Annotated in this window: 24 protein-coding genes; 19 read left to right on the forward strand and 5 right to left on the reverse strand. The window is 58.1% G+C overall.

Translation table 11 applies throughout. The annotated features are described in order from the left end of the window. The first annotated feature begins 2 nt into the window (after window positions 1-2). The 10 genes from ACJ8PI_RS22740 to ACJ8PI_RS22785 all read left to right on the forward strand — a co-directional run bounded on the left by ACJ8PI_RS22740 (window position 3) and on the right by ACJ8PI_RS22785 (window position 10,174). Entirely contained in the window at window positions 3-1,256 is a 1,254-nt protein-coding gene (locus ACJ8PI_RS22740; protein WP_060443602.1) for a beta-ketoacyl-[acyl-carrier-protein] synthase family protein, read from the forward strand. An 11-nt stretch (window positions 1,257-1,267) separates the two neighbouring features. Further along, on the forward strand, window positions 1,268-1,510 hold the full coding sequence (locus ACJ8PI_RS22745; protein ID WP_033649480.1) for an acyl carrier protein: 243 nt from the start codon (window positions 1,268-1,270) through the stop codon (window positions 1,508-1,510). 553 nt (window positions 1,511-2,063) lie between these two features. Continuing rightward, window positions 2,064-2,612: a tyrosine-type DNA invertase gene (locus ACJ8PI_RS22750; RefSeq protein WP_033635795.1), complete on the forward strand. Its 549-nt coding sequence runs from the start codon at window positions 2,064-2,066 to the stop codon at window positions 2,610-2,612. 481 nt (window positions 2,613-3,093) lie between these two features. Beyond that, the gene (locus ACJ8PI_RS22755) at window positions 3,094-3,615 is read left to right on the forward strand and encodes a fimbrial protein (RefSeq protein WP_033635794.1); all 522 of its coding nucleotides are present in this window, start codon (window positions 3,094-3,096) and stop codon (window positions 3,613-3,615) included. A gap of 97 nt (window positions 3,616-3,712) precedes the next feature. Then, the gene (locus ACJ8PI_RS22760; protein ID WP_033635793.1) at window positions 3,713-4,390 is read left to right on the forward strand and encodes a fimbrial biogenesis chaperone; all 678 of its coding nucleotides are present in this window, start codon (window positions 3,713-3,715) and stop codon (window positions 4,388-4,390) included. A 105-nt stretch (window positions 4,391-4,495) separates the two neighbouring features. Then, a complete protein-coding gene (locus ACJ8PI_RS22765; RefSeq protein WP_164134714.1) occupies window positions 4,496-7,045 on the forward strand; it encodes a fimbria/pilus outer membrane usher protein in 2,550 nt (849 codons plus the stop codon). A 10-nt stretch (window positions 7,046-7,055) separates the two neighbouring features. Next, window positions 7,056-8,114, forward strand: a complete 1,059-nt coding sequence (locus tag ACJ8PI_RS22770) for a fimbrial protein (RefSeq protein ID WP_239509796.1) — start codon at window positions 7,056-7,058, stop codon at window positions 8,112-8,114. Between the two features lie 57 nt (window positions 8,115-8,171). After that, window positions 8,172-8,699, forward strand: a complete 528-nt coding sequence (locus ACJ8PI_RS22775) for a fimbrial protein (RefSeq protein ID WP_103774440.1) — start codon at window positions 8,172-8,174, stop codon at window positions 8,697-8,699. Window positions 8,700-8,749: 50 nt separating this feature from the next. Continuing rightward, on the forward strand, window positions 8,750-9,445 hold the full coding sequence (locus ACJ8PI_RS22780) for a response regulator transcription factor (protein ID WP_033649483.1): 696 nt from the start codon (window positions 8,750-8,752) through the stop codon (window positions 9,443-9,445). Between the two features lie 45 nt (window positions 9,446-9,490). Then, entirely contained in the window at window positions 9,491-10,174 is a 684-nt protein-coding gene (locus ACJ8PI_RS22785) for a response regulator transcription factor (protein WP_060431448.1), read from the forward strand. Between the two features lie 228 nt (window positions 10,175-10,402). Here ACJ8PI_RS22785 and ACJ8PI_RS22790 read toward each other — a convergent pair whose 3' ends face one another. Next, entirely contained in the window at window positions 10,403-10,954 is a 552-nt protein-coding gene (locus ACJ8PI_RS22790; protein ID WP_033649485.1) for a tyrosine-type DNA invertase, read from the reverse strand. 367 nt (window positions 10,955-11,321) lie between these two features. Here ACJ8PI_RS22790 and ACJ8PI_RS22795 point away from each other — a divergent pair, with 367 nt between their 5' ends. Continuing rightward, window positions 11,322-12,974, forward strand: coding sequence for a multidrug ABC transporter permease/ATP-binding protein (locus tag ACJ8PI_RS22795; RefSeq protein WP_033654093.1), 1,653 nt, complete (start codon window positions 11,322-11,324; stop codon window positions 12,972-12,974). A 387-nt stretch (window positions 12,975-13,361) separates the two neighbouring features. Continuing rightward, on the forward strand, window positions 13,362-13,475 hold the full coding sequence (locus ACJ8PI_RS22800) for a YmiA family putative membrane protein (protein WP_049232362.1): 114 nt from the start codon (window positions 13,362-13,364) through the stop codon (window positions 13,473-13,475). Window positions 13,476-13,658: 183 nt separating this feature from the next. Here ACJ8PI_RS22800 and ACJ8PI_RS22805 read toward each other — a convergent pair whose 3' ends face one another. Next, window positions 13,659-14,879, reverse strand: a complete 1,221-nt coding sequence (locus tag ACJ8PI_RS22805; RefSeq protein WP_049194773.1) for a CynX/NimT family MFS transporter — start codon at window positions 14,877-14,879, stop codon at window positions 13,659-13,661. Window positions 14,880-15,382: 503 nt separating this feature from the next. Between ACJ8PI_RS22805 and agaR the strand changes: the two genes are divergently transcribed. From agaR to agaF, 6 genes are read left to right on the forward strand one after another with little or no spacing between them, the layout of a single operon-like run. Next, entirely contained in the window at window positions 15,383-16,156 is a 774-nt protein-coding gene (agaR, locus tag ACJ8PI_RS22810; RefSeq protein WP_033649488.1) for a transcriptional repressor AgaR, read from the forward strand. Window positions 16,157-16,179: 23 nt separating this feature from the next. After that, window positions 16,180-17,463, forward strand: a complete 1,284-nt coding sequence (locus ACJ8PI_RS22815) for a D-tagatose-bisphosphate aldolase, class II, non-catalytic subunit (protein ID WP_049212611.1) — start codon at window positions 16,180-16,182, stop codon at window positions 17,461-17,463. A gap of 1 nt (window position 17,464) precedes the next feature. Continuing rightward, window positions 17,465-17,941 carry a PTS N-acetylgalactosamine transporter subunit IIB gene (agaV, locus tag ACJ8PI_RS22820; RefSeq protein ID WP_019455696.1) on the forward strand — a complete coding sequence of 159 codons (477 nt, stop codon included), beginning with the start codon at window positions 17,465-17,467 and terminating at the stop codon, window positions 17,939-17,941. A gap of 14 nt (window positions 17,942-17,955) precedes the next feature. Continuing rightward, window positions 17,956-18,735 (forward strand): PTS N-acetylgalactosamine transporter subunit IIC, encoded by a 780-nt coding sequence (gene agaW, locus ACJ8PI_RS22825; protein ID WP_033635784.1) that lies wholly within the window; start codon window positions 17,956-17,958, stop codon window positions 18,733-18,735. Further along, entirely contained in the window at window positions 18,725-19,618 is an 894-nt protein-coding gene (locus ACJ8PI_RS22830) for a PTS system mannose/fructose/sorbose family transporter subunit IID (protein WP_033635783.1), read from the forward strand. The genes agaW and ACJ8PI_RS22830 overlap by 11 nt, the downstream gene beginning before the upstream one ends. 10 nt (window positions 19,619-19,628) lie before the next feature. Continuing rightward, window positions 19,629-20,063 carry a PTS galactosamine/N-acetylgalactosamine transporter subunit IIA gene (gene agaF / locus ACJ8PI_RS22835; RefSeq protein WP_033649491.1) on the forward strand — a complete coding sequence of 145 codons (435 nt, stop codon included), beginning with the start codon at window positions 19,629-19,631 and terminating at the stop codon, window positions 20,061-20,063. Between the two features lie 36 nt (window positions 20,064-20,099). On the opposite strand, the gene ACJ8PI_RS22840 is transcribed toward agaF, so the two are convergent. After that, window positions 20,100-21,827: an ABC transporter ATP-binding protein/permease gene (locus tag ACJ8PI_RS22840; protein WP_164134716.1), complete on the reverse strand. Its 1,728-nt coding sequence runs from the start codon at window positions 21,825-21,827 to the stop codon at window positions 20,100-20,102. A gap of 205 nt (window positions 21,828-22,032) precedes the next feature. Between ACJ8PI_RS22840 and ACJ8PI_RS22845 the strand changes: the two genes are divergently transcribed. After that, a complete protein-coding gene (locus ACJ8PI_RS22845) occupies window positions 22,033-22,740 on the forward strand; it encodes a hypothetical protein (RefSeq protein WP_033635780.1) in 708 nt (235 codons plus the stop codon). Window positions 22,741-22,772: 32 nt separating this feature from the next. Here ACJ8PI_RS22845 and ACJ8PI_RS22850 read toward each other — a convergent pair whose 3' ends face one another. Then, complete coding sequence (locus ACJ8PI_RS22850) at window positions 22,773-23,420, reverse strand: DsbA family protein (RefSeq protein WP_039567349.1); 648 nt, start codon at window positions 23,418-23,420, stop codon at window positions 22,773-22,775. A gap of 68 nt (window positions 23,421-23,488) precedes the next feature. Next, the gene (locus ACJ8PI_RS22855; RefSeq protein WP_041036524.1) at window positions 23,489-24,373 is read right to left on the reverse strand and encodes an MBL fold metallo-hydrolase; all 885 of its coding nucleotides are present in this window, start codon (window positions 24,371-24,373) and stop codon (window positions 23,489-23,491) included. Between the last annotated feature and the right edge of the window lie 30 nt (window positions 24,374-24,403).

The raw sequence follows: 24,403 nt of genomic DNA on the forward strand, positions 1-24,403 counted from the left end.
GCATGGAGAAAACAAGACGCGTAGTGGTTACCGGTTACGGTGCCGTCACCGCGCTGGGGGGCAACGCGCAGCAAAGCTGGCAGGCTATCATGGCCAGCCGTCTGGCCTATCGTTATCACGATAAATCGGCGGCGGGGATCCACGCGCGCTTTTTTGCTTTGCTGGAGGCCGAACCGCCGTTGGAGGGCGTTGCCGCACGGGTAAGCCGCCGCTTGCCCAGATTCGCCAGACTGGCGCTTGCCGCCGCCGCGGAGGCGATCGAAATGGCGTTTTCATCCAGTTTTGTGGGGCCCGCGCACTTTTATTCGTCGTTGGAGTGCGGAGCGATTATCGGCAGTGGCTGGGGCGGCCAGGATGAGATCATGCAAAACAATGCGGACTATCTGCAATCCGGATTGGGGCAGCTGTTTGGCTGTTTTCACGCGATGCCCAATATCGCGACCGCCATATGCGGCCAGCATTGGTTGCTACGGGGCTATCAAGGCTCGCCGGCGGCGGCCTGCGCGACCGGCGGCATCGCGATTGGCGATGCGTTTGAGGTGATACGCTGCGGCCGCGCTTCAATGATGCTGGCCGGCGCCTCGGAGTCGCTGCGCGGCAACGGCGCGATCTGGAATATGGATGCGTTGCGTTTGTTGAGCCGGGAGCAAAAGGATATCACCAAAGCCAGTTGCCCGTTTAGCCGGGAACGCAACGGTTTCGTCCTGGCGGAAGGGGCCGCCGTATTATGCCTTGAGGAACGGGAAGCGGCTTTAGCGCGCGGTGCGACGATTTTGGGCGAAATCAAAGGATACGGCAACTTTTCAGACGCTTTTGATCTTACCGCGCCGTCGAAGGATCCTCAGGCCAAGGTGAAAACCCTACGACGGGCCTTGGAGCAGGCGGGGCTCGGCAGCCATGAAATCGACTATATCAATGCGCATGGCACGTCTACGTTGCAAAACGACGTGAACGAAACCGAGGTGATCAAGGCGGCGCTGGGGCGTGATGCCTATCGCACACCGATTTCCAGCACGAAATCTTATACCGGGCACCTGCTTGGCGCATCCGGCAGCTTTGAGGCGATCGTCTGCCTGCAAGCGTTACAGCAGCAAATGATGCCGGCGACCTGCCATTTGCACGAAGCCGATCCCGCATGCGATCTCGATTATATTCGCGAAGGACATCGGCATGGTCGTCTGCGTAATGTCATGAGCCTCAGTTTCGGTTTCGGCGGCGCCAATGCGGCGCTGGTATTTGGCAATCACTATGAATAACGGTAGAACGCATGGAAAAATATCATCGGTTATATGAGACGATTTGCGGCATGTTGCATGAAGCCCGAGGGCTGGAGAGAACGCTGCTGTCGGCGGATATGCCGCTACAGCAGCTTGGGTTGGACAGCCTGGATTATATGGAGCTGATGTTGTTGGTTCGGCGAGAATTTGGCATTACGCTCACTGCGGAAATGCTTATCGAGCATCCTGAATTGACCCTCGGCGAATTGTGCCACCTGATAACCCGTCAATAATTTCATCCCCCCAGGCGATCGCTTGCTAGGGTCTGGCCTGGGTTTTTCATCTGTTGTAACGTCCATTTCATTCTTTTCGCATCCTGCCTCACTCAGTTATCGATATCCATAAATATTAATGCTTATCCGTCAGGTTAATATGGCCAGAGATGGCGTTTTTTTATTCAACCTTTGGCGGCGTTATGAATGATGAGTGTTAATTATGTGGCGATATTTTTTAGGAATATTCTTTGTTTTGCCGGTTAATTTATCAATCTCACTCTACATCGCGCTTGTAAGTGATAATGCAAGCTAAAGAAAATAGGGGCAGTGCGGCCTCATTATTTATGATACGGCCGGAAAGCTGCGCAGATTATTCACGATAGCGATTCTCAGAGGCGATTGATGGCCGCGAGAATAACGGTTGTCGCGCTGTTCGCATTCGGCAAATCCGCTATACTCCGCGCTGGATGCAGGAACCTATCCATATGTCAGGGGCTGCCCTGAGTGTCCATTGTGGTGATGTAAAAGGAAAATGACAGCCACATTTTTCCTATCAAAGTAATGAGGTTGTATGTCTAATCGTAAACATCTGACGCCTTCTGAAGTGGAGAGACTGCTTGAGGTCACGCTGCATGGAAAGAATCCAGAACGCGATTATTGTTTGATTTATATGTGTTTTATTCATGGGTGCCGCGCCAGTGAAATAGGGGGATGGCGTTTGTCGGATATCGATCTGGAAGGCGGTAATATCTATGTGCATCGGTTGAAAAATGGTTTTTCCACCGTGCATCCGCTTTATCTGCGCGAAAGACAATGTTTGCGGCGCTGGTTGGATAAACGTCAGCGGCACCGCTGGGCCGATCAGGAGTGGCTGTTTCTTTCCAATCGCGGCGGCCGCCTGTCGCGTCAACGTATTTACGGGTTGATTCGCCATTACAGCAAGGTGGCTAAATTGGAGGTCAATGCGCACCCGCACATGCTGCGGCATGGCTGCGGATTTGCATTGGCGGATCGCGGTGTCGACACCCGTTTAATTCAGGATTACCTCGGGCACCGAAATATCCAGAATACGGTGATTTATACCGCCAGTAATGCGCAGCGCTTCAAGGAAATTTGGTAAGTGTGATTTAAGTTAATAACGTTAAGGAGTCACTTTGAACTAAACTGAAACATACTGTAAGGACGCGTAAAAACAATGTCAATATTCCCATGCCTTCTTTCCAGGATAAAGATAAATATCATTTAAAAACAATGTGTTGTGTTTTTTGTGCATGCCGTGTCATCCCTGGCAATCTAAGTAAAATCCTACTCAAAACCCCACGAGTTTAAATCACTGCGTTATCACCTCGGTTTTTTAGTCTGATTTATCAGTTATTCATCAATTGGTTGGTTTTAAATTCCGACAAATGTCTGTTTATTGGTTTAAAAGTCCAAAGGAGTCACTTTAGTTCAAAATGAATCGTTTGGGTGAATAAGCCAGAATCCATCAATCAACTTGGCTTAAGACGTTTCCCATTCATGGAACTAAATAAAAGGAATGACATTAAGGATATGTCGGAAATAAACCCATGCACATTTTGCATAATTTTAAGGAAAGTAGGATGAAAAAGAATCTGTTGGCTGTAGCTATATTGACCGCGTCCGCATTTACCACTTCTGCATTTGCCGCCGACGGCGCGCTGAATATTACTGGCACCATCACCGATCAGTCTTGCACCGTCGATGCGGATTCCAAAAACAAGCAGGTCGCTCTGGGCAAGATCGCCAAAGATGCGTTCACCCTGTCCAAAACCGCCGGCGCCAAGGCGTTCAATCTGGTGCTGAAAAATTGCCCGGCCACCGTCACCGGCGCCACCGTGCGTTTTGACGGCACTCAGGTGCAGGGGCAGTCCGGGCTGCTGCAACTGACCGGCGCCGGCACCGCCGGGGTCGCGGGCGGCATTGGCGTGCAACTGCTGGACGACGGCAGCAACGTGTTAAATATCGGCAACGATTCCCGCGTCTATACCCTGGCAGAGAACAAAGACAACGTTCTGGGCTTTGTTGCGCGCTATTTCGCTTATGACAACGTTTCCGTCGGTAGCGCCAACGCTACGGCCAACTTCACCATCGTTTATCAGTAAGGCCATGCCGTTACGGCGGCGGAACAGTTAGAAAAATGAGCCAGAGAGCGTGTTCTCTGGCTCTTATTCATCGGTGATGGAAACGGGAAGAAAGAGAATGAAAGCGGGATACTTTGTGCTGACGGCGGCGTTGCTGATGACGCTTTGGACTCCGGTACGGGCCGGTGTAGTAGTGGGGGGAACGCGCCTGATCTACGACGGCGGCAAAAAAGAGTCTGCTCTGAATATCAGTAATCCGGATGCGATGCCTTATCTGATCCAATCCTGGGTTGATGCGCAAGAAGGCGATAGCGCGAAAGCGCCTTTTATCATTACACCGCCGCTATTTCGCTTGGATGGCGGCCAAAATAACCTGCTGCGCGTGGTACGTGCGGGCGGCAATTTACCGACGGACAGAGAGTCGCTGTATTGGCTGAATGTGAAGGCGATCCCCTCGGTGGAAAAGAAAGAAAATACCCTCCAAATCGCCATCAAGACCCGTATCAAGTTGATTTACCGCCCGCAGGGGCTCACCGGCAATCTGGAGGAGGCGGCCGGTAAAGTGACGTGGCGGCGCAGTGGCGATCGTCTGCAGGTGACCAACCCTTCACCCTACTACCTCACCTTTTTCAATTTGAAGCTGAATGGCCGCGCCATTACCGGCAACACCATGGTAGCGCCGCAGGCAAGCGCCAGTTTCCCGTTGCCGACGGCGAATGGCGCAGGAGGCGGTCTGAGCTGGCAAATCATCAATGACTATGGCGGCACCGGCCAGACCTTCACCAGCACATTATAACCGGGCTGCGGTACGTGTTTTTTGCTCCGGAATAACGCTGGAGCAGGTGTTCGGCTTACCTGGCTTTTCGTCGGGCCGAGCCAATCGGGACAGGGAGTTAAAAGGATGAATAACCCGAATTGCATTGGTTTACCAGGGGCGCGATCGGTTCTTGCCGGCCTGATATCTTGCCAGGTGGCGCTGCTGAGCCCGATCGGCACGGCTTATGCGCGCGATTATTTCAACCCGGCGTTGCTGGAAATCGATAATCCGGCGCTGCGCGGCGCCGATCTCTCCGTATTTGAGGAGAACAGCAGCCAGGCGCCCGGGAACTATCGGGTCGATCTTTACCTGAACGGCGAACAGATAGACAGCCTCGACGTCGAGTTCCGGCTTATGCCAGGGGCCGGCGGTAAACAAACGCTGCAACCTTGTTTCAGCACTGAAAAATTAGCTGAATTGGGCGTGAGGGTTGCCATGTTTCCGGCGATGGTGCCTGGGGAGAGTTGCGTCAATTTGGCGCAGGCCATTCCACAAGCCTCTTCGACATTCCTGTTCAATCAGTTGAGGCTGAATTTGAGCATCCCGCAGGCGGCACTGCGCTTGAATGCGCGCGACTACGTTTCCCCGGATAAATGGGATTCCGGCATACCGGCGCTGTTGGTCAATTACAATTTCAGCGGCGCCAATAGCCAGATGCGCGCCAGCGAACGGCAAAACAACAATAACTATTACCTCAATCTGCGCTCGGGCATCAACTGGGGCGCCTGGCGCCTGCGTAACTATTCGATCTGGAATCATTACTCCGGTGGCTCTTCTTCCTGGCGCTCAATCAATACCTACCTGCAGCGCGATATCGTTGCGTTGCAAAGCCGCCTGACCCTGGGTGACAGCACAACATCCAGCGATGTGTTCGATAGCGTGCAGTTCCGCGGCGGGCAGTTGGCCTCTGAGGACGATATCCTGCCGGACAGCATGAAAGGGTACTCGCCGGTAGTGCGCGGGATTGCACGCACGAATGCGCAAATCATAATCCGGCAAAACGGCTACGTGATTTATCAAAGCTATGTGCCGCCGGGGGCGTTTGAAATTTCCGATCTGTATCCCACGGGTGGCAGCGGCGACCTGAATGTAAACGTGCGTGAGGCAGACGGCCAGGAGCAGCATTTTGTGGTGCCGTACGCCGTGGTGCCGGTATTGCAGCGCGAAGGGCGGTTTAAATACAGCCTGACCAGCGGGAAATACCGGTCATACAGCGGCGGCGTTGATGAACGCCCGTTCAGCCAGGCAACCGGGATCTACGGTTTGCCTTGGGGGGCCACGTTGTATGGCGGCGTGCAGGCGGCCAGTAAATATCAGTCTTTGGCGCTGGGATGGGGGCAGAACATGGGGGCGGTAGGCGCGCTGTCTGCCGATGTCACCCAAGCCTGGACCAAGCAGGAAACCCGGCCGAAGGAACAGGGGCAATCATGGCGTCTGCGTTACGGTAAAAACTTCATTGAAACCGGCACCAACTTTAGTTTGGCCAGTTACCGCTACTCCACGCGCGGCTTTTATAGCCTGCAGGAGGCGCTGGAGAGCTATGGCGGCAACAGCGCCGTCTATAGCGATCACAAGAAGAGCCGCGCCGAGCTGACGATGAGCCAAAGCCTGTGGGAGCGGGGAGGAACGCTGTCGCTCAGCCTGTTTAACGAAGACTACTGGGATAACAATCGCCGTTCGCAGTCTGTCAGCCTCAGCTACAACAACAGCTGGGAAGCGGTCAGTTACGGGCTGAATTACACGTTCAACCAGAACGGTTACGACAGTAACGGCAATCGCAGCAGCATTCGTGACCATATCGTGGCTTTCAACGTCAGCGTACCGCTCAGCAAATGGCTGCCGGGCAGCTACGCCACCTACAGTATGAACGCCAGTCGCAATGGTGCCACTAGCAACAACCTTGGGTTGAGCGGTACGGCGTTGCCGGGAAACAACCTGAACTACAGCATCAGCCAGGGCTATACCGGCAGGGATGTGGGGGCGAACGGCAATATTCAGGCGGATTATAAAGGCTCTCTCGCCGAGTTGAACCTGGGGTACGGCTACGATCGCCATCGCCGGCAGGTGAACTACGGCGTGCAGGGCGGCGTTCTGGTGCACCAAAACGGCATCACGCTTTCCCAACCGCTGGGCGATACGGTGGCGTTGGTGCAGGCGCCTGGTGCTTCAGGGGTGAATGTCCTGAACCAGACCGGAGTCAGCACCGACTGGCGCGGCTATGCGGTTGTGCCTTACCTGACGCCTTACCGGCGCAACATCGTCGGATTGGACGGTGAATCTTTCGCAGAGGACGTCGACATGACGCTGAGTAGCCAAACGGTGATCCCAACTCGCGGCGCCGTGGTGCGCGCCCGCTTTAATCCGGACGTCGGTGCCCGCGTGTTGCTGACCTTGCTGACGCGCAGCGGCGCTCCGGTGCCGTTCGGCGCCACCGTCAGCACTCTCAACAGCCCCTCTGACAATGCAGCCATCGTCGGTGATGGCGGCCAGGTTTATCTGGCTGGCCTGCCGGATAGCGGGCGGTTGCGGGTTAAGTGGGGCAATGACGCGGCTCAGCAATGTCAGGCCAACTATCAATTGGCTAATCAGCCCGAGAGCGGTGGGATTCGCCTCGTTAACGGGCAGTGTTTATAAGGTGCATATGATGGCGACAGGAATATCGATTCAACGAGGGATCATCGTCGGTGGGCTATTGGCGTGCGCAACGTTGAGCGCACCACAGGTGCAGGCGGCTTTCGGGCAGTGTGTTCCTATTTCGGGGACCCATGGGTTTTCATTCCTTTTTTCCCCGGTTTTAACCGACCCGTCGCAAAACGTGGTGGGGCGGATTATTAAGAATGCTGACGGCGGCAACTGGAATTTGCCCGGTTCTTATCGGGTGAAGTGCGAATGTCAGACGCGTACGGCGTCTTATGTCACCGCCAAAATGCTGCTGAGCGAGCCGGTATTCAGCAGCGGGGGATTAACGTATTACGCGTTGAATGAATACCTGGGCGTGGCCAGCGAAGTTTTCGTTGCGGGGTATCGCAACGCGTTTATTGCCGCACCGTTCACCAATGAGTCTAACTTTAAGACCGATATGGATGGTGATGACGAATCCTGTGCCAGCACGCCCTACAACAGCGGTGCTCGCGGGCGAATTCACCTGTATTTCCGCCGCCCTTTCGTTGGCGTGACCACAATCCCCAGCACCCGCCTGGTAGACACCTACGTCTCCGTGGTGAGCGGGGTGAAAAGCGATGTGCCGGTCTCCACTATCTCCATGAGCGGCACCGTCACCGTGCCGCAGAGCTGTGAAATCAGTCCGCAAACGGTCACGATCGATTTTGGCGATATCTTGACGTCGAATATTCAAATCAAGGGGGCGATGGCGTCCGGCGTCACGCCAGAAGAGAGAACGCTGACGCTGGCTTGCCGCAATATTTCCGCCGGCGTCAAGGTCAGCCTGTCATTTCGCGGTGAGGCGGACGGCAGCATGCCCGAGGCTCTGAAGACCAGCAATCGCGACATTGGCGTGATGATTAAGGATATGCAGGGCAATGTTATTCGGCCTCAGAGCGGGCGCTTGCCGATCGATAACTTCCAATATCCCAACCAGAGTGGCAGCTCACGGATCAGCGTATATCCGATCAACACCACCGGCCAACCTCCTGCCGTGGGGCAGTTCAATGCAACGGCGACCATTCAGGCAGAAATTCAATAACGGATTTTTCAACGGTAGCACGCCGGGGGTCCGGCGTTTAACGAGAAGGAGCAGATTATGGGGAAGGTTTTTAGCGGTATTGGCTGCAAATTGGCGCTGGCGGGCCTGTTTATCCTGGCGATGCCGTCGGCGCATGCCGTATCAAAAATAGTGATTACCGGCAACATCAAAGCGGCACCCTGTGAAATCGACGGCGCGAACGGCACGGTTTCGGTCAATCTGGGGGACGATATTTCTGCCGCCGTACTGGCGACCTCCGGTGCCTTTAGCCCGTGGGTGGAGTTCCCTTTGACGCTAAAAAACTGCCCAAGCACCACCACGTCGGTCGTCGCAACCTTCAGCGGAACGGCTGCGGATGAAGGTGCCAGCTTGTACAAAAGCACCGGCAGTTCTCGCCGAGTACAAATTGAATTGCAAAATAGCCAAGGGGCAAACCTGGGCAATGGCAAGAGTATGGCCCAGTTAGTTAATCGGGCGACGAATGAAGCCAAATTCAATTTGCGGGCGCGGGCATTCAGCGTCAATGGCGGTTCAACGCCCGGTTCGATAGAAGGGGCTCTGCAGGTCACTTTCGTCTATCAGTAGACAAAGGGCTGCCCTAGATGGAAGGTTAACGACAGATTTAAGGTGATGATATGAATATTAATTATCCCTATGGAACAACCTTGGCGGCCGGCAATGCGGCGACGGGGGCCGTGGCTATCATGGAACCTTGCCCCCTCACGGCGTTGGGGATGAGAAACCGATTGATTGAGTCCTGCGGTCTACAGCCCGACAACGTTCGACAGGTGACGAACCTGGTGGCGCTGAGAGCCTTATTCACTCAGCACACGCATCGTTTACTGGTGATGGATTTGTGCGGCAAATCAGAATTGGTATTGGACGGCTTCAGGCTGATTGCCGATGTGCGTGAAAGCTCGCCGGACACCGCGATAATTATTTGTACGGCATTGGATGAACCCAGGCTGCTGCGGCAACTGATCGCATCCGGCATCCGCGGCCTGATGTTGAAGCAAGAGCCGGCCATTGCGTTGACTCATTGCGTCCAACAGGTCTTGGCGGGCTGCAGCAGTTTCAGCCATCGGGTGCGTCAGCGTCAATTGCATGAGGCGACAGCCGACAAGCCTTTGACGGCGAAGGAACTGGATGTGCTGACCCAGTTGTTTTCCGGTAAAAGCGTGACCAGCGTGGCGTTAACGATGTGCCGTGATATTCGCACCGTCAGCACGCATAAACGCAATGCGATGTTGAAGTTGGGATTTCACAGCGATGGGGAATTGTATCTTCAGGGGAAATGGATGGCTGCGCAAGGTTCGTCTTTTGTTCGCTAGGCAAGCGTGCGATGCCTCTGGGGTAAGCAAGCATAGGAGCAGATTATGCATTCATGGCGTCAGCAGCCGCTGAACATAGCATTAATGGACAGATGCCCATTAACGCTGGAGGGGCTGGCGAGTTTTTTAAAAACGCTGCCAACCCAGGCAAAAGTCGTCGTAAAGGAAACCAGCGTCCGCGCGGTGGCGGATAGCGTGGTCTATCAGCAGGCTGACGTGCTGATTAGCGAGATGGATGGTGAAGATGAAACGGTCGCTCAGGGCAGGGAAACGTTGCTTGCCTTGTGCACGCAGTTGCCCGAATTGCGGGTGATCGTCTATACCCGTTGCCAGAATGCAGAAGAGGTGGGGCGTCTGTTGAACCAGCCCAATATCAGCATTGTAGCCAGAGATGACGCTTTGCCGCTGGTGGCGGAGTTTTTTAATCGCGTGCTGCTTGGGGAACGCGTGTTGAGCCCGCAGATAGGCGCTTTTCTGGCGCCTTCCGTTAGCGGAGAGGAGGCGGCAACGCGAAAGTTGACCCGCTGTGAGAGCGACGTCTTGGCCTTTTTGTTCAACGGAATGAGCCTGCGGCAAATCGCCGAGTTGCAACGGCGCAGCATCAAGACGATCAGCGCGCATAAATGCAGCGCCATGCGTAAACTGCAGGTGAAGAATGACAGCGAACTGTTTTCTCTGCACGCCAATATTACGCGGCAATTGGGGGGGAAATGGTCAAAGGGCACCTAACCTTTAATGAAACGGTATGGGCTATGATTTATCGGCAGGCTTGCCGTTAAAAGCTTACCCAGCGTGGCCTATCCCTGGCGCCGATGCATGAAAAGCAGCTCGGCGTTAAAATATTGCTGAGTAGGCCGTTGATGACGTGCCGGGCTGCCTCTCCCATCTGAATATTGCATAGCACTCGATGTGTTGTTTAACGGAGGACGGGGCTGCGTAATTATTCTCGTCGTGAGGTTAAATGTTGATCGTGCGGAATCGCTCTACGTTGGTCGCGGTGTAAATCACCGTATTCTGGATGTTTTTGTGCCCTAAATAATCCTGAATCAAACGCGTATCGATCCCTTTATCCGCAAGGGCGTAACCGCAGGAATGTCGCAACATGTGAGGATGGACCTGAACGCTAATGCCGGCCATCTCGCCATACATTCTCATCAACCGATAGAGCTGCTGACGTGATATCTGCCCGCCGTGGCGCGACAGGAATAGCCATGGCGCTTCAGCGTCAGGATAGTTCGCCCGTTGGGCCAGCCAGTTTAACAGCGCCTGCCGTTCTCGCGGTTGAATGGGGTGCTGAACGGAAAACCCGTTTTTTAACCGGGATATATGGATCCTATTGGAGGTAAGGTCAATATCCTGAAGGCGCAATGCACGCAGTTCGCTAACCCGCAAGCCGTGAATAAAGCACATTAATAGTAAACAACGATCTCGAATGCTATTTTTTCCTTCATTCACAGCGGCAATCAATTGCTCAATTTCAACCTGACTAAGAAATTTCCTTTTTTTCATTTTCCCTTCCTGCGTCTTAGATGTTGGCGATTTCTATTATGATGTTTTATTAAAGCATTGGAACATAATAGGCGGCAAAGAAAATAAATAATTTCATTTGTGAATGCATGGGTTTTTATTGTTTTATTTTTCAAGTGAATGGCTTTTTGATTCATATATGTTTATTTAATTTATTTCGGGAAGCTATTTAATCAGCGAATATTGAGCGTCCTGTAAGAGCCGTATGGGAATTTTGCCCCCGTCAGATGACCACGGGGATACCGCCTCTCTCAGAACGGTGCTTGATAAACTGTGTTGAGAATTCGTCTTGATCTCATTCTCACGCCGCTTACAATGCCTGCCAGATCGCGACTTCAGAGGTTTTTTCATGGAACTGCTACGGGTGGTTTATCACCAGTATCGTTGGCCATTTCTGGCTGTCATGGCGTTGACCATGGCCAGCGCCGGCTTAGGTATCGGTATCATTGCTTTTATCAATCAATACCTGATGGACGCCGGCGGCGATGCCTTGGCCGTGCTGCCGGTGTTTCTCGCCCTGTTGGCATTGTTGATAGCGGTCACCTTGGGTTCGCAATTGGCGCTGACGACATTGGGCCATTACTTCGTCTATCGCCTGCGTGGGCAGTTAGTGAAGCGCATTTTGGATACCGATATTGAACGCCTCGAACAATTGGGCAGCGCCTCATTGTTGGCCAGCCTGTCCAGCGATATCCGCAATATCACCGTTGCCTTCGTGCGCCTGCCTGAACTGGTACAAGGGGTGATTTTAACCCTGGGGGCAGCGGCCTATCTGGGGTGGCTATCGCCGAAAATGCTGGCGGTCACGGCAGTCTGGGTGGCGGTGACCGTCGTGGGCAGCGGCTGCCTGGTATCACGGGTTTATCGTCATATGGCCAGTTTGCGTGAGTCGGAAGAACGTCTCTATCATCGTTATGAGTCGGTGATTGACGGCCGCAAGGAACTGACGTTGAACCGCAAGCGGGCGCAGGCGCTGTACGAACAGGCCTATCAGCCCGATGCGCAAGCTTATCGCCACCACATCATTCGCGCCGATACCTTCCATTTGAGCGCGCTCAACTGGTCAAACATCATGATGTTGGGCGCGATTGGGCTGGTGTTCTTTATGGCCAACAGTCTGGGATGGGCGGACTCGGCGGTGGCCGCCACCTATTCACTGACGCTGCTGTTTTTGCGCACGCCATTACTGCAAGCGGTCGGAGCGTTTCCGACGCTGGTCAGCGCCGAAGTGGCCTTTAACAAGCTGAAGACGCTGCGCCTGGCCGAGTATCAACCGGCGTTTCCTGCCGCCGTTGGTCGCTCCTGGCAGACGCTGGAGCTGCGCGACGTGGTTTTTCACTATGCAGATACGGAACAGCAGCCCGGTTTTGCCGTCGGGCCGCTCAATCTGACGCTGCGGCGTGGTGAGCTGGTCTTTCTGATCGGCGGCAACGGCAGCGGCAAGTCAACGCTGGCGATGTTGTTGACCGGGTTGTACCGGCCGGTGAGCGGCCATATCGTTCTGGATGGCGTCGCACAGAGCGCAGCGGATATGCCGGACTACCGGCGGCTGTTTTCGGCGATTTTCACCGATTTTCATCAGTTCGATCGCTTGCAAGGGCCGGAAGGCGGCGAACCCGATGCGGATCTGGTCGCCATCTGGCTCGAGCGGTTGAATATGAAAAGCAAACTGCAGTTTGACGGCACCAGGGTGACCAATCCGCAACTGTCGCAGGGGCAACGCAAACGTCTGGCTTTGCTGCTGGCGGTGGCGGAACAGCGCGATATCTTGCTGTTGGATGAATGGGCCGCGGATCAGGATCCGCAATTTCGGCGCACTTTCTATCGTGAACTATTGCCGGAGCTGCGCGCGATGGGCAAAACGGTGTTTGCCATCAGCCATGACGATCACTATTTCGAACACGCCGATCGGTTGCTTGAGATGCGCTCAGGCCATTTACGTGAGCTGACCGGCAGCGAGCGTGAACACGCCAGCCGGGATTCCGTCAGCAGAATCGGTTAACTCACGCCGGCCCGAGCGAGACCAAAACGGGCCGGTGTTCTCTCCGCATGATCCCAGTACATCGCTTCATTTTCTCCCCCGTCTCCAGCGCTGCCTGTTGCCGATTTGGCTTACGGGCAGTCAAATAATTGATAGTTGAATTATTTACCAGTGGTTTAATTTCGACCTTCCAAGGTATGGCACACTGCACCTTCGTTCGCCTATCAATACAAGTTATCGCCTGCCGATAACAGTGATATCCACGGTGTCGTTCTTACTGAGGCGGTGATGCAGGCCTATGGCTGGCAGCTGTTTTTTAAATTTCCATAGGAAAAAGCCACTTTATTGATCGTTAAAATAGATCAATAATCACGGTTTGAATGGTTTAATCTATTGGTTGAGGGCGCTGTGGTGAGCAAGGATGGATCAGATATCAAACGTAGAGCATGGCTGTGTGTATTTATCGGTAGCGGGCTGTTCTGGCTGTTAACCGCCGCCGTGATTTACTGGTTACTGAGTTAGCAGGTTAAGCAGGAAGGCGATTCGTGAACAAGAAGCAGGCTAAAAACCGTGAGGGCGCTGAGCGTCGCGCACAGTCCAAAATTCCGCCGTCATGGGTGCTGAGCGATGAGCAGCGCGCCTTTATTGAAGACTTATGGCAGGATACCGACTCTGAGCCGCCGCGGCCCCCATCGCGCAGCCGCGTTAGCTGATCACGCGGCGGCGGCCGGCCAGCGCGCCGAACAGCATTTGCAAGACGGTCAGGCACAGCAGGGCGATCAACGGCAAACGCCAACCTGCCGTCAGATCGTGCAGCAGGCCGAATAGGGTGGGCCCCAGCGCCGCCAACAGATAACCGACGGATTGCGCCATACCCGACAGCAGCGTCGCCTGATGATGATGCTGGCTGCGCAATCCAAAGAACGACAGCGCCAGCACCAGCGAACTCCCCGCCCCCAATCCGGCAAACGTCAGCCACACCAGTGAACTGGCGGGTTGCACCAACAATCCCCCGACGCCGATAAAGATCAGCAGTGAGCTGCCCAACGCTATCGCCCGTTGATCGTGTGCGCGCGGCAAAATCACCACCATGACAAAGTTGGCGACGATGGCCACCACCTGGTAAACGAACAGCTCGAAACCTGCCTGCTGAGCTGAGGTGCCGTAGCTGGCGGCAAAGGCGCTGAACCAGCCGATGATGGTGTAGAAGGCGATCGATTGCAGCCCCATGAACATCGCCACTTGCCAACCCAGCGCGCTGCCCCAGGGAGAGCGATAGCGCTGTGGCTCCGTCGGCTGCGGCGCTTTGGCGGCGGGAGTGGCTGAGCGTCGCAGCTGCGGCAGCCACACCAGCAGCGCCAGCAACGCGGGCAACCCCCAGCACAGTAAGGAGAAGCGCCAGCCGAGGTCGGCCAGGGCAGCCAGCGGCACCGCCAGGCCGGAGGCGATGGCGGCAACCAGCGACATCACCGCCGCATAGGCGGCGATCATCGCGGCGGCGCGATGCGGGAAATCTCTTTTCACCAGCGTCGGCAGCACTACGTTGGCGAAGGCGATGGCGGCGCCGATCAGGATGCTGCCCGGCCATAGCATGGCGTCTTGCGGCAGGGAACGCAGCGCGATGCCGCAGACCAGCAGCGCGAGGGCGAGACCCAGGGTGCGCTCGATGCCGATGCGTTTCGCCAGCGCCGGAGTCAATGGCGAGAGGATGGCGAACAGGATCAGCGGCAGCGAGTTGATCAGGCCGGCGGCGGTGGCGGACAACGCCAGCTGCTGCTGGATCTGTTCCAGCAGCGGGCCGACGCTGGTCAGGGCGGCGCGCAGGTTGGCCGCGATCAGCATAATGCCGACGATCAGCAGAACGGGGCGGTGTAATCGGCGACGCGGGGTCGCGGTGGACGCTGGGGGTGAAGCGGGTTGCGGCATGGGTTCCTCGCACCAGGGCATGCAGTCAATCAGTGCTGCATGGCATGATGCGTTGATTGACGTTAACGCTTACGTACCGACAAATCGACGGTATCCGATCGCAAGTGTAGGGAAGATGGCGCGCGCTGACAAGGGTATGACCCGGCGGGATGGCGGCGGTTAACCCCCACCGGCCGCAGGATAATTGCCATTATGTGATCCTGGTCACTGAGTGAACTAAAAGTCAGGGCGCGGGGCGCGCCAGGCGCCGCTTTCGCTTTCCTCGCAGCCCGCACCTCGGCGCTCCGGGCTTCTCGCCCATCCTGGCATTTCACTTTTTCTCCCTTCCGCTTTTTGGCTTTTCGATCCGTTTCGATTCGAAAGGTTTTTTGACGGTTTTTTTGCTAAAACCGGGCTGTAAGCCCGATCACAATTTCATTGCTTTCGCTTTGCTGTAATGCCTGCGCAGTAGAGCGAAAGCCATCTTCTCCCCGGCGATGCCGGAAACCTGAGGACCGCAGCTCATGCCAGTGAATACCGCAAAGCGACGTGAACACATTATCGATCTGTTATGCGAGCACGGCAGCGTGCGCGTGGAGCAGCTCAGCAAACAGTTTGCGGTATCCACGGTGACGATCCGCAACGATCTGCGCTTTCTGGAACGAAAAGGGTGTGCGCTGCGCGCTTACGGCGGCGCGATGCTCAATCAGCAATTCGCTTTCGATCGGCCGCTGCGGGACAAGGGGCGGTTGAATCGCGACGTCAAAACGCTGATCGCCAACGCGGCGGCCGGCTATGTGCGCGACGGCGATGCGCTGATCCTCGATTCCGGCTCCACCACCACGCAGATCGTGCCGTTCCTGAAGGGGCGGCGCGATCTGGTGGTGATGACCAATGCGCTGAACATTGCCTACGAGCTTTCGGGAAACGACGGGGTGGAGGTCATGGTGCTGGGGGGCAGCGTGCGCCGCAACTCTTACTCGCTCTACGGTCCGGCCGCCGAGCAGCAATTGCGTCAGTACCGCTTCGACAAGCTGTTTTTGGGCGTCGACGGGTTCGATCTGAGCGCCGGCATTACCACGCCTCACCCCGGTGAGGCGCACCTCAATCGCGTGATGTGCGAGGTGGCGCGCGAGATTATCGCGGTGGCGGATGCCAGCAAATTCGGTCGCAAGAGCTTTTGCATGATTCGCGAAGCCGGACAAATCCATCGGCTGATCACCGACAGCCGTCTTCCGGACGATTACGAGCGGGCGTTAACCGAGCTGGGCGTGGAGGTCATCATCGCCGATCGGTAGCAGGGCGCCTGCATGGGGGCTTCATGCAGCAGTTGTTACAGCTTGTCGAGCAGCACAAGGCCGGTATGCCGGTCGGGATCTTTTCCGTCTGTTCCGCCCATCCCTGGGTTCTGAAGGCCGCGCTGCGGCAGGCCAAAGCGCGCGGCACGCCGGTATTGGTGGAGGCGACGTCCAACCAGGTCAATCAGTTCGGCGGCTATACCGGCCAAACGGCGGCCCAGTTCCGCGATGCGCTGTGGCATCTGGCGGATGAGGTTGGCCTGGCGCGCGATCGCGTGTGGCTGGGCGGCGATCACCTGGGGCCCAACGCCTGGCAAGATCGCCCGGCTCAGGAGGCGATGGCGCTGGCGGAAACCTTGATCGACGATTACGTTCGCGCCGGATTTCGCAAGATTCACCTCGATTGTTCCATGTCGTGCGCCGGCGATCCCTCGCCCCTGGGGGATGCCATGGTCGCCGAGCGTGCGGCGCGCTTGTGCGCGGTGGCGGAGCGGGCCTGGATGCAGAGCGGCGGCGAAGCGCCGGTCTATGTGATTGGCACCGAAGTGCCGGTGCCGGGCGGCGCGCAGGAGGCGCTGGCGAGCCTGCAGGTCACCACGCCGCAGGCGGTGGCGCAAACGCTGGAAACGCACCGTATCGCCTGGCAACAGGCCGAGCTGAACGATGCCTGGCAGAGAGCCATCGCGCTGGTGGTGCAGCCGGGCGTCGAGTTCGATCACCACCGCGTCGAACGCTATCAGCCGCAGCGCGCCGACGCCTTGAGCCATTTCATCGAACGCCAGCCGGGCATGATCTATGAAGCGCACTCCACGGACTATCAGCCGCCGCAGGCCTACCGCCAACTGGTGCGCGATCACTTCGCCATCCTGAAGGTGGGGCCGGCGCTGACCTTCGCGCTGCGCGAAGCGCTGTTCGCCCTCGATCGCATCGAGCGTGAATGGCTGGGGGAGCGCCAGTCGGCGCAGCTGTGCGCCACGCTGGAGCAGGTGATGCGCGAGCAGCCGCAGCAGTGGAGCCGCTATTACCACGGCACGCCGCACCAACAGTACCTCGATCGCCACTACAGCCTGAGCGATCGAGTGCGTTACTACTGGCCGCAGCCGCAGGTGCAGCAGGCGGTCGACGGGCTGCTGGACAACCTGCGCCGCAGCCCGGCGCCGCTGGCGCTGCTCAGCCAGTACCTGCCGGATCAGGCGCGGGCGCTGAACGCCGGCGAATTGAGCGCCGATCCGCAAGAGTGGGTGCTGCATAAAGTGACGCAGGTGCTCGACGATTACCACGCCGCCTGCTACCCGGAGGGCCGCTGACATGCCGAACATTTTAATGACCCGCATCGACAATCGCCTGGTGCACGGCCAGGTGGGCGTGACCTGGACCAACACCCTCGGCGCCAACCTGGTGGTGGTGGCCAACGACGAGGCCGCCGCCGATCCGGTGCAGCAGAACCTGATGGACATGGTGGTGGCGGAAGGGGTGCAGACCCGCTACTTCACGCTGCAGAAAACCATCGACGTGATCCACAAGGCGGCGGATCGGCAGAAGATTTTTCTGGTGTGCAAAACGCCGCAGGATGTGTTGACGCTGGTGCGCGGTGGGGTGCCGATCCGTTTCGTCAACGTCGGCAACATGCACTTCGCCGAGGGGAAGCGGCAGGTGCACAAAACGGTGTCGCTGGACGACGGCGACGTGGCCGCGTTTCGCGCGTTAGCGGCGCTGGGCGTGGAGTGCGAAGTGCGCCGGGTGCCGGATGAGGCGGGCGAGGCGATCGGCAAATTGCTCTTTTGAGCCAGGGGGAAAGCATGTTGACGGATGCGTTATTGATTGCGTTGTTGGCCGGGCTGGCGGGGGTGGACCTGTTCGACGGCCTGACCCACTTCCATCGGCCGGTGGTGATGGGGCCGCTGGTGGGGCTGATTTTGGGCGATGTCTACACCGGCTTGCTGGTGGGCGGCACGCTGGAGCTGGTGTGGATGGGGATGGTGCCGCTGGCGGGCGCCCAACCGCCGAACGTGGTGATCGGCGGGGTGATCGGCACCGCGTTCGCCATTCTGACCAAGGCCGACCCTAAAGTGGCGATCGGCGTGGCGGTGCCATTCTCGATTGCGGTGCAGGGCTGCATCACGCTGCTGTTTACGCTGTTCTCGCCGATGATGCACCGCTGCGATCGCATGGTGAAAGAGCTGAACTGGCGCGGCGTCGAACGGGTGAACTATCTCGGCATCGGCATCCTGTTCATCTTCTATTTCGTGGTGGCGTTCCTGCCGATTTACTTCGGCGCCGATGCGGCCAGCGCCATGGTGCAGAAGGCGCCGGGTTGGCTGCTGGACGGGCTGGCGGTGGCGGGCGGCATGATGCCGGCGATCGGCTTCTCGCTGCTGATGAAGGTGATGATGAAAAAAACCTACGTGGCCTATTTTATCCTCGGCTTTATCTCGGTCACGTTCCTCAAGCTGCCGATCCTGGCGGTGGCGCTGGGTGCCCTGGCGATCGCCCTGATCGACTTCTTCAACACGCAACGCGGCGCGGCAGAGGCGACGGCCCGGCCCGCTCCGCAGGAGGATGCCGAAGATGGCATTTAACGATTCCGACGATCTGCTGGCGCAAAAGGCCGAGCAACGCATGGCGCAGGCGCTGGCCACCAGCCAGGTGGAGCAGGACGACTATCTGGACAGCCAGCCCGCCGACGCGCTGACGCGCGGCGACATCAATCGTATGGCCTGGCGTTCGCTGCTGCTGCAGGCGTCGTTCAACTATGAACGTATGCAGGCCGGCGGCTGGCTGTACCAGCTGATCCCCGGACTGCGCAAGATCCACCGCAACCCGCAGGATCTGGCCAACTCGATGAAGATGCACATGGAATTTATCAACGTGCACCCGTTCGACGTCACCTTCCTGTCCGGCCTGGTGCTGGCGATGGAGCAGAACAAGGAGAAGATCTCCACCATTCGCGCGGTGAAAGTGGCGCTGATGGGGCCGCTCGGCGGCATCGGCGACGCGCTGTTTTGGCTGACGCTGCTGCCGATCTGCGCCGGGATAGGCGCTTCGCTGGCATTGGAGGGCAGCCTGTTCGGGCCGATCGTCTTCCTGCTGCTGTTCAACCTGTTCCACTTCGGCCTACGCTTCGGGCTGGCGCACTACGGCTATCAGGCCGGCACCAGCGCGCTGGCGCTGTTGAAGACCCACACCCGGCGCATTTCTCACGCCGCGTCGATCGTCGGCATGACGGTGATCGGCGCACTGGTGGCCTCGTATGTGCATCTGTCCACGCCGTTGGTGATGCATGCCGGCAAAGCCAGGGTGGCGCTGCAGACAGACGTGCTGGACAAGTTGATGCCCAACTTGTTGCCGCTGTGCTTCACGCTGCTCATTTTCTTCCTGATGAAGCGCGGTTTCTCGCCGGTGAAGCTGATTGGCGTCACCGTAGCGATCGGCGTGGCGGGCAAATTTATCGGCATTTTGTGAGGAGTGGGCTATGCCAGGCATTGTGATTACCGGCCACGGCGGCTTCGCCACCGGGCTGTTGCAGGCGGTGGAGCAGGTGGTGGGGCCGCAGCCGCACTGCGCGGCGGTCGATTTCCCTGAACAGATGAGCACCGCGCAGCTCAACGACGCCTTGCGCTCGGCGCTGGCGGCGGTGGCGCAGCCGGACGGCGTGGTGTTTCTCACCGACATGCTCGGCGGCTCGCCGTTTCGCAGCGCCTGCGAACTGGCGGATGCGCAGGGCGATTGCGAAGTGCTGACCGGCGTCAACATGCAGCTGGCGGCGGAAATGATGCTGGAGCGCGACGGGTTGAGCCTGGATGAGTTTCGCGAGGTGGCGCTGGCGTGCGGCAAACGCGGCCTGACCAGCCTGTGGCATGAGCGCCGCCGGGTGAAATGTGAAGACGTGCCGGCCGACGGCATCTGAACGAACGCCGGGCGCCGCCGCGCCCGGCTCTGCGGGTTATGCCGGCAGCGGGCTCAGCGCCAGGCGCGCCGCTTGATCTTCGCTGCGGCTGAAGCGCCAGCAGGTCTGGTGGTACTTCGCCACGCTGTTGCGGTGCGCCACGCTGATCAGCGTCACGTCCGGCAGTTCATCCACCAGCAGGCAGTACATCAACTGTTCGGTTTCGTCGTCCAGCGCGCTGGTGGCTTCGTCGAGGAACAGGATGTTCGGGCGAATCAACAGGGCGCGAGCGAACGCCAGCCGCTGTTGCTCGCCCGGCGACAGGCGGTGGCTCCAGTTGGCGGAGGTATTCAGCCAGCGCTGCAGGTGTTTCAGGCGGCAGTTTTCCAGCACCCGCATCAGCTGCGGATCGCTGTATTCCGACGCCAGGCTCGGGTAGCTCAACGCTTCGCGCAGCGTGCCGATCGGAATGTAGCTGCGCTGCGGCAGGAACAACGTGTTGGCATTGGCCGCTACCCCGATGGCGCCCGCGCCGTAAGGCCAGATACCGGCGATGGCCCGCAGCAGCGTCGACTTGCCGCAGCCGGAAGGGCCGACGATCAGCAGGCGATCGCCGCGTTGCAGCGTCAGCTCGGCGCCGGCCAGCAGCGGCTGGCCGTCGGGCAAGTTCAGGCTGAGGTTATCCAGCGTCAACGGATGGGCGGTCTCTTCCCGCAGCTGAATGCCGCGCGGCTGATGATGCACCTGATCGACGGCGGCGTTGAAGCCGGCCAGACGGTTGACGCAGGCTTTCCAGGTCGCCAAATCGTTAAATGCGTCGATAAACCATGACAGCGCACCCTGTACCTGGCCGAAGGCCGAGGCGATCTGCATCAGGCCGCCCATCTGAATGGCGCCGGAGAAGTAGCGCGGCGCCGCCACCAGCAGGGGAAACACGATGGCGAACTGGCCGTAGAAGTTGGTGGCGATGTTCAGCCGCCGGGTGATGCGCATAATCGCCCACCAGTTGCTGCGAATAGTGTCAAAACGGTCGCCCAGCTGCTGCGCCTCGCGCGGTTCGCCGTGGTACAGCGCGATGGCGTCGTTGTTTTCGCGGATGCGGATCAGGCCGAAACGGAAGTTTGCCTCATACCGTTCCTGGTTGAAGCCCAGCATGACCAGAGGTTTGCCGACCCACCAGATCAGCAGCGATCCCAGCACCGCATACAGTAGCGCGAACCACACCATATAACCGGGCAAGGTGATGGCATGCTGGCCGAGCGCGAAGGTCATCGGTCCGCTGACGTGCCATAGGATGTCGATAAAGGAAAACAGCGTCACCAGGCTGGAGAGCAGCCCGAGCGACAGCGACAGGGTATATTGGGTCAAGACGTTGAGATCTTCGGCGATACGCTGATCGGGGTTATCGACGATCTGCTGCTGCTCGGCGTGGTAATACGCCTGGTGCGCCAGCCATTTTTCCATGAACTTTTCCGTCATCCAGCGCCGCCAGCGCATCTGCAGCCCCTGAGTCAGGTAGATCTTGTAGACCGCCAGCACGATGAAGATCAGCGCCAGATAGGTAAAGCGCCACAGCTGCGCCTTGAATACCGGGTAGTTCTTGTTCTGCAGCGCATCGTAGAACACCTGATTCCACTGGTTGATCTGCACGCTGATATAGACCAGACCGAGCGACAGGACGACGATGGCGATCAGCATCATCCAGGCGCGCCATCGCTCCTCCGACACCCAAAAGGGTTTGATCAGCTGCCACACGGCGTGTTTCTGCAAGGGGGTTGCGTTCATAACGGCTCGATAATTGCGGTATTTCGTTCAGCATGGGCTGCGGGGCGGTAACAAACAAACCGCGACTGTAAGCAGTTTTAACTCCGCTAACCGTTTGAAATAAGGCGGCTGAATCGACAGCGGCACGCCGACGGGCGCAATTGCGGCATACACTCCACCGCCGGGCGGTTATACTGGCGCCGAATTTTTGCAGAAAGGATAAACGATGAAGGCTTGGTTTCCCCTGTTGCTGACCTGCGGCGTCTTCGCCGGTGCCCGGGCCTGGGCGCACATTGACGAGCCGGACATCGCCGCCGACTGCCAAAAGGTGGCGAGCTACGCCGAACTGGGAAAAAAGGCCTATCAGCGGCAGGATTACGCCAAAGCTGCCGACATCTTTCGCGATCAGGCGGCCTGGAGCGAGTTTTGCGGCCTGAGCGAGCAGGCCATCGCCACGGCCTACAACAACGTGGCGCTGTCGCTGATGCGCGCCGGGGAATTGCTCAAGGCACAGGCCTACCTGGCGTTGGCGCCGCACGATGACAAATCGCAGCACAACATGAGCCTGTTGCGCCAACGCCTGGCGCAGCGGCCGCAGCCGCAGGGGCCGGGCGGCGTGTATTGGCAATACGCCGGGCGCGGCGTGTGGAGCGAAGTGGCGGTGAAGCCGCAGGGCGAGCGCTGGCTGATCGATTTTTCCGGCTACGCCATGCCGCAGATGGGGCTGTATTACGGGCCGAACATGGGTGACTTCACCGCCGAGCTGCCAATCGAGCACGGCAAAGCGGTCTACCATCAGCATGACTCGGAAAGCGCGCAGGTCTGCGACGTCACGCTGGAATTTGGCGAGCAAGCGCTGGAGATGCACACGCGGGGGGATTGCGGGTTCGGTCACAACGTGCGCGCGGAAGGGCGGTTCGTGCGGGTCGAATGACCCGCCCCGGCAGCCGGGGCGGGAAAGGTAGGTTACGCCAGCGCGGCGGCGCCCAGCAGGTTTTTCCAGGCTTCCACGTTACCCAGATAGTTGCCGGCCGGCAGCAGATGCAGACGGCCTTCGCTGTCCTGCAGCGCAAAGGTCGGGAAGCCCTGGCCTTGCACTTTGGCCAGTAGCGCCCGGCTTTCCGCGATGTGCTGCGCGGTTGGCGCGCCGGTGTTGAAACGCATTTCGGCGATAAACGCCGCCGAAGGCAACCCCAGCTCTTTCGCCAACGCTTCCAGCACCGGCGTATCGGCGATGCGCCGGCCTTCTTGATAGTGCGCCTGCTGAATGCGGTGCAGCATGTCCAGCCCGCGCCCCGCCAGCTTTTCCGCCGCCAGGATAGCGGTGATCGGCGGCTCGGAATCCATCACTGCCGTGGTGTCGCGCAGCAGGCCGTTGAAATAGGCTTCGCCAAAAGGCTGGCCCGTCATCTCGGCGATGCGTTTGTCGTGCGGAATGACGTAGTTGCGCCATTCGTCGGTAATCTGACGGCGGTTGTTGCCGGTCATCATGCCGCCGGCATGCGGCACGATCTTCAGCCCAGGGAGGCTCTGAGCCGCTTTCACCAGCGGTGCGGCGCCGTAGCACCAGCCGCACAGCGGATCGAAAATGTAATGCAGAGTGGTTTCGGTCATCTTTACTCCTCGCCTGGCGCGCGGCAGCTCACCGCGGCGCCAGGGCTGGTTCAATCACGCACGGGCGCTTATTGCGGCCACTTCATCTCGCCTTTCAGCACTTTCGCGCTCAGTTCCAGGCTCGACTCGTCTTTCAGCGTCGGGTAGTGCTTTTTCATCGCCTCAATCAGCGCGGCGGAATCCTTGGCCTTCGGCAGCTCGGCTTCCAGCGTGGTCAGGTATTTCTGGGTAAAGTGCACCGATGCCAGCGTTTGCGCTGCGCCCGGCAGGAAGTGGCCCGGCACCACGACCTGCGGCTTCAGCGCTTCGATGTTTTTCAGCGTCTGCTGCCAGTGCTGGCGCGATTCCACGCTCTGGTTGTCGGCGATCCACGGGTGGATATTGTCACCGGCGACCGCGACACCGCCAACGACCGCCTTCAGCGCCGGGATCCACACGAAGGTGCGATCGGGGGTCGGGCCGTTCAGGCCTTTCACTTCCACTTTCTGGCCGTCGATGGTGAAGCTGTCGCCCTGCAGCGGCTGCGGCACGATCACGGTTTTCGGCGCGTTGTCTTTCAGGATCGGGCCCCAATAGGCGACTTTACCGTCTTTGGTGGCGTTGATGTCCTTGATGGTGCCTGGCGAAGCGATGATTTTCGCCTCCGGGAAGGCCGCTTTAATCACGTCCAGACCGAAATAGAAATCCGGGTCTGAGTGGCTGATGTAAACGGTGGTCAGTTTCTTGCCGGTCGCCTTGATCTTTTTCACCAGCTCTTCAGCGTCGTTGCGTTGGAACTGAGCGTCGATCAGCGCCACTTCGTGTTTGCCGCTGATGATTTCGGAAGACACCGGGAACACGCTTTTCTCGCCCGGGTTATACACTTCCATGGTCAGGGTATCGGCCGCGGTGGCGTAGGTGCTGAGGGTGGCGACGCCGGTGAAGGCCAGAGTTAACAGTGATTTCTTAAACATGGGCAGAGGTCCTTAGGTATCGGTTAATGT

Origin of the sequence: Serratia sp. CY82433 (genome assembly GCF_052166535.1) — a bacterium.
Lineage (GTDB): Bacteria > Pseudomonadota > Gammaproteobacteria > Enterobacterales > Enterobacteriaceae > Serratia > Serratia sarumanii.